The organism is Pseudomonas sp. BT76 TE3572, from assembly GCF_050435365.1.
Taxonomy (GTDB): Bacteria; Pseudomonadota; Gammaproteobacteria; order Pseudomonadales; family Pseudomonadaceae; genus Aquipseudomonas; species Aquipseudomonas fluorescens_W.
Map to the genome: position 1 here is coordinate 5280521 of NZ_JBNDKE010000001.1, position 15852 is coordinate 5296372.

The following is a 15852-nucleotide window of genomic DNA, read 5'->3' on the forward strand; positions in this document are numbered from 1 at the left end:
TTTTGTGAACATGAGCGATAACACTGTTTCTCCGGCCGCCGACACGCCTGCAGCCAAGCCTTCCCGTCGCTGGCCAGCCGTGCTGATCGGGCTGTGCCTGGTGGCCGGTGTTGCGGCCGGTTTGGGCTGGTTCATGCACAAACCCAAGGCGCCGCCGGCGGAATTGGCCAGCGACAAACTGGGCATGAGCCGGCCGGACGGTCTGCTCGAAACCCACTCCTTGAGCCAATTGCCCAAGGACTTGCTGGCGGTGCCGCTCCTCAAGGAAACCCTGACTGAAGATTTTGTCTTCTATTACGAAGCGCATGCGGATCGTCTCGGTTTGATCGGCAGTCTGCGGCGGATCATTTACGAGCATGACCTGAAGTTGCAGGACAGTTTGATCGAGCAGCTTTTTGATCAGCCAGCGGATGTGGCGCTGTGGCGTGGGGCGGATGGTCGCCTGAAAGACTTTTTGTTGGTGATGGATCGCGGTGGTCTGGCCAAGGTGCTGGAGCCGCTGGCGAAAGTGGCGCTGGATGATTCGCAGCTGACCAAACTCGGTGAGGTGAAAGTCGGCGCCGACGATGTGGCGCTTTATCAGCTCAACTACAACGCCAGCAAAGCGCTGGTGTTCGCCTCCCACGGCGACAAACTGGTGGTGCTGTCCAACCCGACCAAACTTTACGATCCGGAAGGCGGCTCGTCGCAAGAGTCAGGCAGCGTGTCGACCAAGGCCATCGCCGCCTTGCTCAACGGCGACAAACTGTTCCCCGAAGCCTTCGGCCTGCAACCGCGCACGCCTGAGGTGAAACAACGCCTCTCGGTCAATTCCAGCGTTCTGGCCATGGGGTATCAGCGCTTCATCCCGAACTTCGCCGGGCTGCGTTTCGACATGGACGACAAGGGCTGGCACAGCTTCCTGGCCATGGACGAACTGGAGAACCAGCCGGACTTCGATTTCAAACCGATCTGGCAAGCCATGCCGATGGGCGCCAGTGCCTGTGTCGCCTTGCCGCTCGCTGCGGAACAACAAAAACCGCTGCTGGTGAAACTCGGTGCCGAAGAGTCGGTGGCTCAGGCGCTGACCGAACACATGGCCGGTGCTGCTGGCCTGTGCTGGTACGCCGATTCGCGGTTGTACACGCCGCTGTTGGTGGCCAGCCTGAACGATGATGACAGCGCCAAACTCGACGGTGACTTGGGCAATCTGTTCGGCTCGATGGTCGGTGCTTACGAAGGCAACGTCGAAGAACACGCGTTTCCGGTCGTGGAAAAACAGGAAGGCCAATCCCATCAGTGGCAGCGTCAGGTCAGCTCCAACTTTGGTCCTTACAAAGCCAAGGATGCCGAGCAACCGGACGCGATCACCGGCAAGGCTTTCATGAAAGTCAGCCTGGCACGCCACGGTTCGACGCTGCTGTTCTCCCTCGACGACAAGCTGGTGGACAAGGCCCTCGGTACGCTCGACAAACGCTTCCCGCCGATGGCCGACGTGGTACCAAAAGACCTGCTGATGCCGGTCTACTTCGGCCCGGATTCGATGGCGCAGCTGATGCAGCAGGAAACCCTCGACAGCCTGCCGCAAGACATGGAGCCGGTGTTCTACAACGCCGCGCAAACCTATCTGATCCCGAAACTGCGCAAGCTTGGCGGTTACGGCAAGTACGCCCTGACCTTGCCCGAAGGCAGCGAACCCGACGGCCACTGGCAATGGCTGCCGCTGGAATGGAAAGCCCTGTGACAGCACTTATCCGAGGCCTCGGCCTGCTGGCGTTGCTGCTGGGCACCCGGGCATTTGCCACTGAGGCGCCGCCGCTGGACGTGCAGCAATCCCAGGTATTCCGTGCCTGGTTCGTGCGCATCGCCCAGGAACAACTGACCCAAGGCCCGAGCCCGCGCTGGTATCAGCAAGACTGCGCCGGCCTGGTCCGTTTCGCCGCCAACGAAGCGCTGAAAATCCATGACGATAAATGGCTGCGCAGCAATGGCCTGTCCAACCGTTACCTGCCGCCAGAGCTGCAACTGAGCGAGGCCCAACGCGGTCTCGCCCAGCAATGGCAGCAGGGCGGCGGCAAGGTCGGGCCGTACGTCAACGCGATCAAACTGATTCAGTTCAACAGCCATTTGATCGGCCGCGATCTGGCGCAAGCCCGGCCCGGCGACCTGATGTTTTTCGATCAGGGCGACGACCAGCACCTGATGATCTGGATGGGCCGCTACATCGCCTATCACACCGGCACCACCACCCCGACTGACAACGGCATGCGCTCCGCAAGCCTGCAGCAACTCATGACATGGAAGGACACCCGATGGATACCCGACGCAGCCAACCCCAACTTCATCGGCGTCTATCGACTGAACTTTCTCTCCCAATGATCGGTGCCCGCATGCTGCGTATCTGTTCAAAACTGCCTCTGTTGCTGGCGCTACTTCTACCTCTGTCGGCGGTGAATGCCGAAGACACCGTCGAGCCAAGCGGTTACACGCCGGTGGCCGGTGAAAGCTTTTTCCTGCTGGCCGACAGCAGTTTTGCCAGCGACGAACAGGCGATGGTTCGCCTCGAAGCGCCGGGCCGTGACTATCGTCGGTTCCGCATGGAGCCTTACGGCGGCGCCGACATTCGCGTGTACCGCATCGACAAGCCGCTGGACTTCCTCAAGCGCCAGAAGAACCTGCACCGTGTGGTCAGCGACGGCCAGTTCAAGGGCGAAGGCCTGTCGAACACCCTCGCGTACCTGTGGGACAACTGGTACCGCAAATCCCGCCGCGTGATGCAGCGGGCGTTCTCCTACGAATCGCGTAAACAAGTCACCGAGGAAGTGCCGGAACTGAAGATGGGCGCCGCCATTGCCGCGCCAACGCCTTACGACGCTCAGCCGCAATTTGCGCTGATTCCGGGTTTGCCGGTGGTCAGCCAATTCCGTTATCCGCTGTGGCAAGCCAAACCGATCCAGCCGCCTGAAGGCGTCAACCTCGCCGGTTCTTCCAGCGAGTTCGTCAGCGTTGCACCGGGCAATGTGTACATCCCGTTGGGCAACCTGAAGCCGGGCCTGTACCTGGTGGAAGCGCTGATCGGCAAGTACCGTGCGACCACCATGGTCTTCGTCTCCAACACCGTGGCCGTGAGCAAAATTGCCGGCGATGAATTGCTGGTGTGGGCCGCGCGCAAACACGAAGGCAGTTCGGTGCCGAAGGTGAATGTGCTGTGGACCGATGGGCTGGGCGTGATGAGCAGTGGCGCCACCGATGCCGATGGCTTGCTGCGCTTGAAACACGTCAGCCCGGAGCGTTCGTTCGTGATCGGCGAAGACGAAGAGGGCGGGGTGTTTGTCTCCGAAAACTTCTATTACGACAGCGAAATCTACGACACCAAACTCTACGCCTTCACCGACCGGCCGCTATATCGGCCGGGGGATTGGGTGTCGCTGAAAATCGTCGGTCGAGAGTTCAAGAATGCCCGTGACTCGGTCTTGCCGACCGCTGCCGACGTCAACGTGACCGTGCTCGATGCCACCGGCACTGCACTGCAATCGCTGGCGCTGAAACTCGATTCCAAGGCTGGCACTCAAGGCCGCTTCCAGTTGCCGGACAACGCTGTTGCGGGCGGTTACGAGCTGCGTTTCAGCTACAAGGATCAGGCCTACAGCAGCGCCTTCCGTGTCGCTGAATACATCAAGCCGCACTTCGAAATCTCGCTGAACCTGGCCAAGCAGGATTACCGCACCGGCGAACCGGTGAAAGGCAGCCTCGTGCTGCTGTACCCGGACGGCAAACCGGTGGCCAACGCGAAGTTGAGCCTGAGCCTGCGCGCCCAACAACTGTCGATGGTCGACAATGAACTGCAATACCTCGGGCAATTCCCGGTGGAGTTGACCAGCACCGAACTGACCACCGATTCCAAGGGCAACGCTACACTGGATCTGCCGGCCGCCGAGAAGCCGAGCCGCTACATGCTCACCGTGTTCGCCAGCGACGGCGCGGCGTATCGGGTCAAGACCACCAAGGAAATCCTCATCGACCGCGGCGCCGCGAGTTTCAGCCTGCGCGCGCCGCAGCGTTTTAGCGCGGTGGGCGACAAGGTTGCATTCAGTTATTTGAATGAAGGCGGCAGCGAGCAAAGCAAATCGGTTACGCCGAGCAGCTACAGCTGGGTGCGTCTGGAAGATCAGACGGTTGGCGAAGGCAAACTGGCCGCGAAAGACAAAGGCTTCACTTTGGCCTTCGACCGTCCGGGTACTTACAACCTGACGTTGAAGGATGACCATGGCCGCGTGGTGGGCGCGACCGGTCATTCGGTCACTGGCGACGGCGTCAAAGCCGTGCCGGGCACCGTGGAAATTGTCCTCGATAAACCCGAGTACAAGTCTGGCGACGAAGCCCTCGCATTGATCACGTTCCCTGAGCCGATCAGCGATGCGCTGCTGTCGCTGGAGCGCGACAAGGTCGAGGCCACAGCGCTGCTGTCCAAGGGCGGCGACTGGCTGAAGATGGAAAAACTCAGCGAGACCCAATACCGCGCGCGGATTCCGGTGAAGGACAATTTCGCACCTAACCTGACGTTCTCGGTGCTCTACACCAAGGGCGGTCAGTACAGCTTCCAGAACGCCGGTATCAAGGTGATCGCGCCGCAAATCGACGTGGTCATCGCCACCGATAAAGAGGCGTATCAGCCGGGCGATACGGTGTCGGTGGACTTGACCACGCAGTTCGCTGGCAAGCCTGTCCCGGCGCACCTGACGGTCAGCGTGGTGGACGAAATGGTCTACGCGCTGCAACCGGAAGTCGCGCCGACCATCGACCAGTTTTTCTACCACCCGCGCCGCAACAACGTGCGCACCAGCGCCAGTCTGTCGTTCATCAGCTACGACGTGGCATTGCCGGGCAGCCCTGGCGCGCCGGGCAAAGCTAACCGTAGCGAGCGGGGCGTGAAAGTGCTGGAGCGGCCGCGTCGTGAAGACGTCGACACGGCCGCGTGGCAACCGGAATTGATCACCGACGCCAACGGCAAAACCCGTTTCACCTTCAAGATGCCGGACTCGCTGACCCGCTGGCGCATCACCGCCCGGGCCATCGCCGATGACGGTCAGGTCGGGCAGAAGAAGCAATTCGTACGCTCGGAGAAACCGCTGTACCTGAAGTGGAGCGGCCCGACCAAATTCCGCAACGGCGACAAACCGGATCTCGGTGTGTTTGCTTTCAGCCAAGCGGAAAAACCGGCCAAGGCTGAGTTGGTGATTCATTTCGGCGGTACCGAACAACGCGTCCCCGTGACGCTGAATAACGGCATCAACTACATCGCGCTGCCGGCGTTTGCGTTGGCCAGTGGCGAGTGGACGGCTGAGCTGGTGCAGGACGGTAAAACGGCTGATGCCTTGGCTGTGCGACTGACCGCGACCGGCGAAGGCTGGCAGGTGACCCAGAGCCAAAGCCTGGACGTGGCCAGCGGTGATACGCCGCTGACCTTGCCAGCGGACGCGACGGATATTCGCCTGCGTCTGGATGACAGTCCACAAGCGCTGTTCCGCTCGGCACTCGACGATCTGTTGAGCTATCCGTACGGCGGCGTCGAACAAACGGCCAGTCGTTTGCTGCCGCTGAGCATTGCGTATCCGACCTTATCGTCGAACCCGCAGATCCGAGATCGCTTGCGCCTGATCATGCAGAACAGCCGCCTGCGGCTGGTGCAAATGGCCGGGCCTTCGGCAAGCTTCACCTGGTGGGGCATGGACGGTGAACCGGATGCGTTCCTCACCGCTTACGCGTATTACGCCGACTGGCACGCCAGCAAAGTGTTGGAACTAAGCCTGCCGCCGGAGCATTGGCAGCGAGTGCTGGAAGTCTATTCGAAGCAGGCCAAAAACACGCCGCTGTTGCAGAGAGCGCTGATTCTGTCGTTCGCCAAACAGATGCAATTGCCGGTGAACACCTTGCTCAGCGGTTTGATGGATGACCTGTCGAAAGCGGGCGAGGGCAATGCGGCGAGCCTGATGGACGATGGCGAAGACAGCATCGTCATGAGCGATCCGGATTCGGCGCTGGGTCTGGCAGCCGCTCGTGCGCTGACGGCCTCGTTGGCGAAGCAATCGAAGGTGAATCTGCCAGACGCATTCAATCGTCAATTGCCAGACGCGCAACAACGATTGGCGGTCAGTTCGCAGCCGTTTGCCGAAGCGTTAAACCTGTCGTTGCAAGCCTTCGATCAGGCTCACGCGCAAGCGTTGTTGCAACGACTGTTGCCACAGCAATCGACCCTGGAACGTGCGTTGGCATTGACCTGGTTGCAGCGCAGCATCGAGCAGGCATCGCCCACCATCGCACTGGCACCGGGTGAAGGCTGGAAGAAAAAATACGGTAATACCGGGGAGACTTATTGGACGTGGCAGGGGGCTGCGCCTGTGCCCGCAGTACTGTCGCTGACCGGTGCGCAAGAGCGTCCGTTGCGAGCAGCTTTGAGCTTCCAGACCAAACAACCGCTGGTTGATCCGATGGCCGTGACCATCACCCGTCGCCTGTCGCGTCTGGTGCCGGGCGACGAAGCCTTCACCTTCAAACTGGAAGCGGTCGGTACCAAGCCGCTGTCCAGCGACAGCCTGTATCTGGACGAAGTGATCATCACCAGCAAAGCCGCCAAACCGCTGCGCTACGGCATGCTCGAAGTGCCGCTGCCACCGGGTGCCGATGTCGAGCGCACCACGTGGGGCATCAAGCTCATGGGCAAGGCCGGCACCGAACCGTCCGCGTTGGAGAAGGCGCGTTTCGAGCCGGGGCAAATGGCTTACGCGATTCCAGTCGATGCCTTGAGCGGCGAATTGCGACTGCGTCATCTGGTGCGTTTCTCGCAGAAAGGTCAGTTCAACCTGCCGCCGGTGCGTTTCACTCAGGTTTACGCGCCGCAGCATCAGGCTCAGGAACAGAAACCGGCCCTCGGCCAGGTCACGGTCAACTGAGATGACCCGACCTTTGGTCTGGTGGCTGCTGTGCTTGATCCCTGCGCTGGCGACAGCGCAGGAGGAGCCGCTGCGGCTGGCTTTTAAAGGTGAGTTGCTGTCGTTGAGCCGGACTCAGGTGGTCGCGCGCGAGCCGTTGCCTGCTGATGTGCAGACTTCGCTGGGCAGTGTGTGGAAGTTGTTTGTCTACGGCTGGCTGGTGGATACCAACGCACATGAATCGCCTTACGAATGTCGCGGGCAGTCGAAAGAGGAAGTTTACTGCTGCACGGCGGGCGGCAAGATTGAGCGCGATCAGGCCTTGGTGAAGTCGTGCGGTTTGTATTTTGAACCACAGCGGCTGGGCATTGCTGGCGCTGACTGGCGCACGTATTGGCAGGCGCGGCAGGCACCGGAGTGGTTGCTGGATTTGGCTTCGTTGCAGCCTTCCACGCGCGTTTCAGTCACTGAGTTGCTGCGAATGCTGGCCGTAATGCCGGCGCAGGATCAAGCGCGGCGAGTGTTGCTGGATGTGGTGTTGAATGCGGCTGACGGCAATGTCGTGGGCGAACTCGGTGGCCGGTTGCGGGTGAAAACCTGGAGCTGGTTGGGGGATCAGGACCCTGCGTCGCGCCAGGGTGGTTTTGCGGGGTGGACGGTGGATGGCTCGCCGGTTTGGGCGGGTGGGCGTGGGACCAGTCAGATGGTTTTGCGCAATTATGGTGAGGCATTGGCTTCGGTGTTGCCGGTAGATTGGCCTTTGGATGCGGGACGCTGTGTCGAGGTGGGGCTGTTTTCACGCTATCCCATCGGGCGCGTTCTGGCGGGGGATCGTGTCGTTGAGTCCGGGCCCATGCTGGGAGACTATCGCGTCGAATTCACCAACGGCAACCAACTCGATATCCACAGCGACGGCGAACTGTTTTTGGTGAAAGACAAACTGATCGCCCGTCTGGACCGCGAAGAATACGTCGCCCGAGTCCTCCAGCGCGAAGCCAAACCCGAACCCGCCGAAGCCGCCAAAGCCCTGGCCATCGCCATCCGCACGTACCTGCTGCAAAACGCCACCCGCAACGGCGACTGCCTGAGCATCGACGACAGCAGCAGCCGGCAACGCGTCGCCCCACGCCCTGCCACCGCTGAATCACGCAACATCGCAGCGTGGACCAGCGACCTGGTCCTCGCCGGTAGCACCGTCACCTACCACTCCGACCAACCCGGCCCGGACAAACTTTCCTGGCAGCAAGCCGTTGAGCAAGCCAATGCCGGTCAACGCTACGACGCCATCCTGCTCCACGCCTACCCACGCGCCAGCCTCAGCCGCTGGGACAACCCCGTCGCCTCCTGCGAAGCACTCCCCGCCGCGCAAGACTGGCTGCTGAACCAACGACGCGGCTGGCGTCCGCGGTTGGAAAACGAGGTTGGCTACAACGAAGTCAGCACCTTCGCCGTCTGCCGCCTGGCCTTCGGCCGCCCCTACGTCGACCGCGAACGTCAACGCATCTACGTGCGCGGCGTGCTGTCGCTGCAAGACCGCCTCGACCTGACCCACGAATACCTGCACCTGGCCTTCGAAGCACACCCCAACGGCCAGGATGAAACCTACATCGAAGGGCTCGCCCGCCACCTCTTGCTGGAATAGGCCATGAAACTCCGTTATCCACAGGTCCTCCTGTTCCTTTGCTCCTTTTGCGCATGGCCGACGACATTCGCTGCTGAAAGCGCTGCCAAACTCGATACACCCGTTGGCGGCTGGCGCACTGGCGCGCCTGAAGGCGAAGGCGAAAACTTTCGCCAGATCGTCAACTACCCGGCCTCCTCGGTGAACACCCCGGTGGGCCAGGCCAACACTGCACGCATCACCGGGCAAATCAACGCGACGCCCAAGTCCGGTGAGCCGGGCCGGTTGATCGTCAACGGCGTCAGCATGCCACTGAAGATTGACCCCGCTGGCCGCTTTGATCGCCCGTTCTCATTCCCCAATGGCAGCAACAGCGTCGAAGTCCGCAGCCCCGATGGCCAGCAACGGCATCGCACGCAGTTCCTGAATGCCAGTGGCGGCGCCACTCCAGCCAAGTTGCGGGTGTTATTGGCCTGGGACAGCGATGGTACGGATCTGGATTTGCACCTCATCACCCCCGACGGCGCCCACATCTGGTACGGCGACCGCGTTGCTCCCAATGGTGCTGCGCTCGATGTCGACGTGACGACCGGCTACGGCCCGGAAATCTTCGCCATGCCGGCGCCGATCAAGGGGCAGTATTTGGTGTATGTGAATTACTTCGGAGGCGGGTATCGCAGTGATGATGAGGGGCAGGAGGAGGCGGTTCAGCCGCTGACCACGGCGCAGGTGACGGTGATTACGGAGGAAGGGACGCCGAACGAGAAAATGGAGACGTTCCTGGTGCCGATGCGGGCGGTGGGGGAGTTGACGTTGGTTAAGGGGTTTAGTTATCCGTGAAAGAGGAACGTCGCAGTGGTGCTGTGGCAAGTTAAATTGGGCAGCGGCTTGCTGCCCAATTGCCTGAATGAAAACAGACGGAATTGGTCAGCAGGCCGCTGACCGATATTTGGAATATTCAGGTTGTTCTGAAACCGAGGCTAAAAAATCGAGATCATTCAGACTTACTTTTACTCGCTGTGGGGCTTCAAGCCTTTCCGTAACCACCAATACAAGCGCGTCATCCTCTTTGATTAATATCTTTTGCTCCACAGGTGAGCATTGTCTTGAGCCTTCTTCGGCTGGGGATTTCGTGGGGGCGATGATGAACTACCTCCGATAATGACTTACTGTCAGGTGATAAAACGCTTGCTTGTCGCCAGATTTTTTTTAAATAACTTATTGAAAATAAATAGTATTGTCATGACTGTTCAATTGTTACGTCGCTTTTATTTACAATTTTTCCTTCATCACCTGCTGCGAAATTTTTTCAACGGATAGGATCTTAGAGGGGCTGAAGCCATCCACCTTCTACCATAAGGTTGGTGCGAATTTCGCGGTGGAGGTACTTCTCGAATAAAACCGGCTCAAAGTAGCCTACAACGTCCGATCTGCTCTGGTAGGGTATGTGCAGCATTGAGGGGCTTCTGCTATCCGATCGTTGCGAGCTAACGAACCGAGAGGAGCAATTAGGAGGTTGTCGTGGATGACTCGAACCTTACTCAGTTGATCAGCAATTACACAAGCGACGATAAATGGAGAGCAATACCATGGAATATAACGCTGCGCGTGCTTTGGAACTTCTGCGTTTAGGCTCAGGGCGACCCGATGCTACTTTTCGGGATGGCCAAGAAGAGGCAATACGCCATATCGTAGAGGGCAAGGAACGTTTATTAGTCGTTCAGAAAACCGGTTGGGGGAAAAGTTTCGTATATTTCATTGCTACGAAGCTGCTTAGGGAGGCTGGTGTTGGACCTGCGTTATTGATTTCGCCATTGCTGGCGTTGATGCGAAATCAGGTTGTAGCGGCAGAGCGAATGGGCGTCCGTGCGGCCACGATCAACTCAGACAACAGGGAGGATTGGGCTGCGATTGAACGCCAGCTTGTTGCTGGTGGCATTGATATCCTACTGATATCGCCCGAACGCCTCGCTAATGAACGTTTTCGTACCGAGGTTTTGGCGCTGATCGCTGCACAAATCTCCCTGCTAGTTATCGATGAGGCGCATTGCATCTCAGATTGGGGGCACGACTTCCGCCCACACTATCGATTGCTGGAGCGGATGGTCAAAATTATGCCTCCCAACCTTCGTTTGCTTGCTACCACCGCTACGGCGAACAATCGGGTTATGGAAGACTTGAAGGCAGTGCTTGGTCCCAACATTGAGGTTGTCTGTGGAGATCTCAATCGTGCATCGCTTTCGTTGCAAACCATCCGCCTTCCTCGCCAAGAAGAGCGTCTTGCATGGCTTGCTGAACGGTTGGCCGCGTTGGATGGGCACGGCATCATTTACACATTGACCGTGCGAGATGCCCTTCAGGTTGCGGGATGGTTGAAATCTCAAGGCTTTAACGTCGAAGCCTATACTGGGCAGACTGGCGATCGTCGTGAGGAATTTGAGCTAGCCCTGTCGAACAACGAGGTTAAGGCTCTTGTCGCTACGCAGGCGTTGGGCATGGGTTACGACAAGCCCGATCTGGCGTTCGTGATCCATTACCAGATGCCAGGTTCCGTCGTCGCTTACTATCAGCAAGTTGGTCGTGCGGGGCGTGCGTTGGATGCCGCCTACGGTGTGTTACTCAGCGGTGAGGAGGAGACTGAAATCACCGATTGGTTTATCCGTAGCGCTTTCCCGACGCAAGAGGAGGTCGCGGAGGTTCTAGGTGCGCTTGAAGATGCACCTGATGGCCTGTCTGTTCCGGAGTTGCTCAGCAAAGTCAATCTGAGTAAGGGGCGGGTCGAAAAAACGGTGGCTTTGCTTTCACTGGAGGCGCCAGCGCCTATCGCTAAACAAGGTGCTAAGTGGCAACTTACCGCCGCAAACCTGAATCAAAGCTTTTGGGATCGTGCAGAGCGGCTTACCTCGCTACGACAGGGCGAACACCAACAGATGAGGGACTATGTCGGGTTACCATTCGGCCAACATATGGCGTTTTTGATTAATGCACTGGACGGAGTCCCTGGTACGGTCAACAAGCCAGCTTTGCTTCCATTGCCTAGTGCCGTGAATCCTGCCCTAGTCAAAGCTGCGGTCGCTTTCCTGCGGCGTACGAGTCTTCCCATCGAGCCTCGCAAAAAGTGGCCTGATGGTGGGATGCCGCTGTATGGCGTAAGGGGGCTGATTCCGGCTAATCGTCAAGCCCAGCCCGGTAAGGCTCTTTGTGTATGGGGAGACGCCGGTTGGGGCAGCATTGTGCGAGATAATAGATATCTCGACGGCTATTTTTCCGATGAGCTTGTTCAGGCATGTGTCGAAATGATTAAAAACTGGGGGCCAAATCCAGCTCCAGAATGGGTTGCTGCGATTCCGTCTCTGAAGCATCCAGAGATCGTACCCAATTTTGCAAAAAGACTAGCCAGTGCGTTAGGCCTACCTTTTTACAATGTCCTTGCGAAGACGGAGGACAGGCCAGAGCAAAAAACTATGGCAAATGCTACTCAGCAGGCCCGGAACATTGATGGGTCGCTTAAAATTGATCAGATAATTCACGCGGGACCGGTGCTCTTGGTTGACGACATCGTTAATTCTCGATGGACTCTAACAGTCGCAGCTTGGCTGTTACGAGAAGCCGGTTGCGATGAAGTTTGGCCTATGGCCCTTTCACTAACTGGCCACGATGAATGATGTCACCTCTTTCACCCAATACGCAGGCGATACTGCTGCTCACAGCACCGTTAATTGTTGGTCGTGGCGTGCAATCACCAGACCTACTATCGCCTGCCGAATACAAGCGTTTAGCCAGTCATTTACATCAGATCCAGAAACAACCTGCCGATCTTCTTACCCCGGAATCCGCTGAGATACTACGATTATGTCGGCCAGTAGCTGATGAAAGTCGGCTACAACGGTTGCTGGGGCGGGGCTTCTTGTTGAGCCAGGTAGTCGAGCGATGGCAAGCGCGCGCTATTTGGGTCGTCAGTCGTGCTGACGCTGAATATCCACGGCGCCTTAAAGCTCGCCTTCGTGCTGATGCGCCAGCGGTACTCTACGGGTGTGGGGATATTTCCCTACTTGAAACTGGTGGGCTCGCTGTTGTCGGTTCGAGGAAAATCGACGATGCGTTGGTCGACTACACCATGTCCATCGGTGGGCTGGCTGCTTGTGCCAACAGAACGCTTATATCGGGAGGGGCCAAGGGGGCAGATCTGGCTGCAATGCGGGGTGCGTTGCAGTCGGGGGGCAAGGTTATTGGTGTTCTCGCGGAAAACCTAGAACGAACTGCCATGAATCGTGAGGAGAGGAACTCCTTGCGTGATGGAAACTTAGTTCTTGTTTCTGCTTATGATCCTAATGCCGGGTTCAACGTTGGTCATGCTATGCAGCGTAATAAACTCATTTATGCGTTGGCCGATGCGTCCTTGGTCGTTAACACCGACCTGAACAAAGGTGGGACATGGGCTGGTGCCGTCGAGCAGTTGGATAAGCTCCAGTATGTGCCTGTATTTGTCCGATCAACGGGTGCGCCATCTGTTGGCCTTGATGCTTTAAGTGATAGGGGAGCGATTCTTTGGCCGAACCCTCAGAATGTCGAAACATTTAACCAAATATTCGCGATCGAGGCTTCTAGCGCTGAAACGCCCCTGCAACCCGAGCTCTCATTATCGTCCTCTGATGAAATAGATGGCTCGTTGGTACGTGAGCTAATGAAGGAGTCACGATCGTCGCTGGAAGATTCTCGTGAACATCTAGTACCTATGAATACTAGTGCGGACAGATATGCTGTTGAATCGACATTGAAATTTTTTTCTGACGTAGTCGTCCCCGTCGTCGGGGGAGAAGTGAGTCATGCTGATTTACTATTTGCGACAGTAAGGGAACTGATTAAAAAGCTGCTGAAAGCCCCGACAAAGGATGCCGATATTGCCGCTGCTTTAAATGTCACAAGTGGGCAAGCGAAAGTATGGCTTCAGCGCCTCGTTGATGAGGGGGTTATCGAGAAACAAAAGAAGCCTGTAGGTTACGTCGTTAAACGATCGGAGTTGTTTAAGTAGTGCCAGGGTGGTTAATCGTCCCGAAGAGGCTGTTTGGTCAGTTTGATTGGTTGAAAGAGGGTCAAGGCCTGAAGCTACTGGATGTCAGACGCTTGAGTGCGATATCAAGCGCCGAGTCGTCGAAAAGCCGATTCTTGCGAGCGGCAGCATCAGATCCTCCACCCCAATGCTTTAATGCTTCGCGCACTGCAGGAATAGTTGGGGATACCGCCTCTTGGTTCAACAACCAATCGACCGTCGCCAACAATTCCATGCCGAAGGGCGACTCAAAGCCGTCAATCAACTCGGCAGTGCGCTCCAAGGCTTCGGAATACTCCTTGGTCTCCGTCTTCAAATAGGTCTGCAGATAGGCTTTGCGCGCCTGGTCAAACCAAATCACATCGCTGATACCTGCATCACTGATTCGCTTGTCGCAATGCAGGTAGCTGCCATCCAGGTTATTTAGCAGAAGCTCCAACCGATCGGCATGCGGCCCATATTTATGAGCAACAAACTTCAGGTTCAGCGGATTTTCGGTGTTCGGCTGCTTTTCAATAGAGCGCTCCAGGAACCAGGCCAGTTTCTGAATCTCAAGCTGGCTGCATTCCATACCTAGAACCCAGTAGCGCCGAACCAGTTCTGCGATGAGTGCGCGAGCAGGTGTAAGTTTCTCCACGCCACTACGTTTAGCGACATTCAAATACTGATTGGTAGGTTCGAACACCAACACATCGACATCCAGATCACTCAATACATCAACAATCTGTTCGCGAACCTCTGGCCACTTCAAGCCACCGTTACCAGCACCTAGCGGTGGAACCGCCACGGACTTCACATGGTTTTCAATCAAAAACCGACGTAGATCGTGTAAGCCTTCTGTTATCCATGCCATCTGCGACGGCGATTGCCAGTGACGTTTGGTAGGAAAATTAACGATCCAGCGTGGGCCTTCCAGTTCATTGACTGCGGTTACGTGAACCCTACCTGTCTCAACCTCGCCGGCCTTGCAGGCCACCGAATACAGACGGTAGTTCTCCACGAAGCGCTCTTTGAACATCAGCGCGATACCTTTGCCCATCACGCCCACGGTATTCACCGTGTTGACGAGGGCTTCGGTTTTGGCTTCCAAAAGGTTGCCTTGGGTAAATCTGATCATTGGAAATACCATCCCACGGAAAAATGGGCCATGTCGGCAATAGGTGCTATTCACTCCTCATCAAAATAATCACGATCCAGCGCCGGCAACCGCAACAGTCGCGATGTAACGCCCACCTCATGATCCATCATCAGATGCACCAGTCGCGTGCCATCCACTAACACAATCCCGTCCACCGATTTGGCAAAGTCGACAGCGTGTGCCGTGAAACCAGAGGTTGTGATGAACACCCCGCGCTTAGCCTTTTGCCCGGCGAGTGCGCCGTAGAAAGCCTGCAGCTCAGGACGGCCTACCGTGTTCTGCCAGCGCTTGGCTTGGACGTAAACCTTCTCAAGCCCCAGCTTATCGAGCGAAATGATGCCATCAATGCCGGCATCCCCAGACCCACCGACACGCTGCAGGTCATTGCGGCTAGCGCCATATCCCAGGCGATGAAGCACATCCAGTACGATCACTTCGAAGCGGTTGGGGCTGACCTGTAACAAGTTATCCAAAAGGTCAGCCGCTGTAGCGTCGCGCAATTCCTGGAGGGCTTGCTCGAGCCGGTCATCCGGGCTAGCGGTAGCGGAGGTGACGTCAGGTTCAACAGGTATTTCGTCGTCAAGCGGTGCTGCGTCAGGTGCAACCTTCAGCTTCACATTCATATAGCCAATGGCTAAATGCTCCACTTCATCGGCTGGCATGGGGGCTGGATGTTCCTTGGCGTAGGCCACACCGGCATCAGTCAATTTCCAATACCCGCGTTTGGCACTGCTGGAAAGGCCGGCACGCTTGAGCCGATCGTGTGCCCAGCCCGCTCTGTTCTTATAGGTCGTCTGCCCACTGGCGATCAGTTCTTCACGCTGCTCTAAAGTCAGTTGCAACATTTTTGCTGCAGCTTCATAGGCATCCCGAGCGGGTGCTCCATCGGTTTTCGTGGCGAGAAACCGCAGGATGGGCTCGATGAACTGATCGTAAGTTGGAACGGACATGGACGCTTCCCTGTGATGGCTACGGTTTTGTGCTGATTGGCGGGTGAGTATAAATTAACGGCCATTCAGATAGCCTTCATCGGTGAGGCACCGAGAAAGCGCAACGCGCCGTGTATCGTTCGGTGATGGGCCAATTTGGGTGTGGGCGGAGGGTTTTGTACTGCAAAACATCCCTGCGCAATATT

9 protein-coding genes are annotated in these 15852 nt (G+C 57.4%); 7 read left to right on the forward strand and 2 right to left on the reverse strand.

What is annotated here, in order from left to right; translation table 11 throughout:
- Nucleotides 1–10 precede the first annotated feature (10 nt).
- The 7 genes from ABH912_RS23990 to ABH912_RS24020 all read left to right on the forward strand — a co-directional run bounded on the left by ABH912_RS23990 (nt 11) and on the right by ABH912_RS24020 (nt 13561).
- Entirely contained in the window at nt 11–1723 is a 1713-nt protein-coding gene (locus ABH912_RS23990) for a DUF2138 domain-containing protein (RefSeq protein WP_429511808.1), read from the forward strand.
- Nucleotides 1708–2358 carry a DUF1175 domain-containing protein gene (locus tag ABH912_RS23995; RefSeq protein ID WP_429511809.1) on the forward strand — a complete coding sequence of 217 codons (651 nt, stop codon included), beginning with the start codon at nt 1708–1710 and terminating at the stop codon, nt 2356–2358. The genes ABH912_RS23990 and ABH912_RS23995 overlap by 16 nt, the downstream gene beginning before the upstream one ends.
- A complete protein-coding gene (locus tag ABH912_RS24000; protein ID WP_429513147.1) occupies nt 2355–6929 on the forward strand; it encodes an alpha-2-macroglobulin family protein in 4575 nt (1524 codons plus the stop codon). Before ABH912_RS23995 ends, ABH912_RS24000 begins: the two co-directional genes overlap by 4 nt.
- Nucleotide 6930: 1 nt before the next feature.
- Nucleotides 6931–8550: a DUF2300 domain-containing protein gene (locus tag ABH912_RS24005; RefSeq protein WP_429511810.1), complete on the forward strand. Its 1620-nt coding sequence runs from the start codon at nt 6931–6933 to the stop codon at nt 8548–8550.
- A 3-nt stretch (nt 8551–8553) separates the two neighbouring features.
- A complete protein-coding gene (locus ABH912_RS24010) occupies nt 8554–9369 on the forward strand; it encodes a YfaP family protein (protein ID WP_429511811.1) in 816 nt (271 codons plus the stop codon).
- Nucleotides 9370–10118: 749 nt separating this feature from the next.
- The gene (locus ABH912_RS24015) at nt 10119–12194 is read left to right on the forward strand and encodes a RecQ family ATP-dependent DNA helicase (protein WP_429511812.1); all 2076 of its coding nucleotides are present in this window, start codon (nt 10119–10121) and stop codon (nt 12192–12194) included.
- Nucleotides 12194–13561 carry a DNA-processing protein DprA gene (locus ABH912_RS24020; RefSeq protein WP_429513148.1) on the forward strand — a complete coding sequence of 456 codons (1368 nt, stop codon included), beginning with the start codon at nt 12194–12196 and terminating at the stop codon, nt 13559–13561. Before ABH912_RS24015 ends, ABH912_RS24020 begins: the two co-directional genes overlap by 1 nt.
- A 61-nt stretch (nt 13562–13622) precedes the next feature.
- On the opposite strand, the gene darG is transcribed toward ABH912_RS24020, so the two are convergent.
- Nucleotides 13623–14696 carry a type II toxin-antitoxin system antitoxin DNA ADP-ribosyl glycohydrolase DarG gene (darG, locus tag ABH912_RS24025; protein WP_429511813.1) on the reverse strand — a complete coding sequence of 358 codons (1074 nt, stop codon included), beginning with the start codon at nt 14694–14696 and terminating at the stop codon, nt 13623–13625.
- Between the two features lie 50 nt (nt 14697–14746).
- Nucleotides 14747–15667, reverse strand: a complete 921-nt coding sequence (locus ABH912_RS24030) for a restriction endonuclease (protein WP_429511814.1) — start codon at nt 15665–15667, stop codon at nt 14747–14749.
- Nucleotides 15668–15852: the final 185 nt, after the last annotated feature.

Bases quoted from the DNA above. Each gene is read 5' to 3' on its own strand.
- ABH912_RS23990 (WP_429511808.1), top strand. From the start codon at position 11: ATGAGCGATAACACTGTTTCTCCGGCCGCCGACACGCCTGCAGCCAAG.
- ABH912_RS24010 (WP_429511811.1), top strand. From the start codon at position 8,554: ATGAAACTCCGTTATCCACAGGTCCTCCTGTTCCTTTGCTCCTTTTGC.
- ABH912_RS24000 (WP_429513147.1), top strand. From the start codon at position 2,355: ATGATCGGTGCCCGCATGCTGCGTATCTGTTCAAAACTGCCTCTGTTG.
- ABH912_RS24015 (WP_429511812.1), top strand. From the start codon at position 10,119: ATGGAATATAACGCTGCGCGTGCTTTGGAACTTCTGCGTTTAGGCTCA.
- ABH912_RS24030 (WP_429511814.1), bottom strand. From the start codon at position 15,667: ATGTCCGTTCCAACTTACGATCAGTTCATCGAGCCCATCCTGCGGTTT.
- ABH912_RS23995 (WP_429511809.1), top strand. From the start codon at position 1,708: ATGGAAAGCCCTGTGACAGCACTTATCCGAGGCCTCGGCCTGCTGGCG.
- darG (WP_429511813.1), bottom strand. From the start codon at position 14,696: ATGATCAGATTTACCCAAGGCAACCTTTTGGAAGCCAAAACCGAAGCC.
- ABH912_RS24020 (WP_429513148.1), top strand. From the start codon at position 12,194: ATGTCACCTCTTTCACCCAATACGCAGGCGATACTGCTGCTCACAGCA.
- ABH912_RS24005 (WP_429511810.1), top strand. From the start codon at position 6,931: ATGACCCGACCTTTGGTCTGGTGGCTGCTGTGCTTGATCCCTGCGCTG.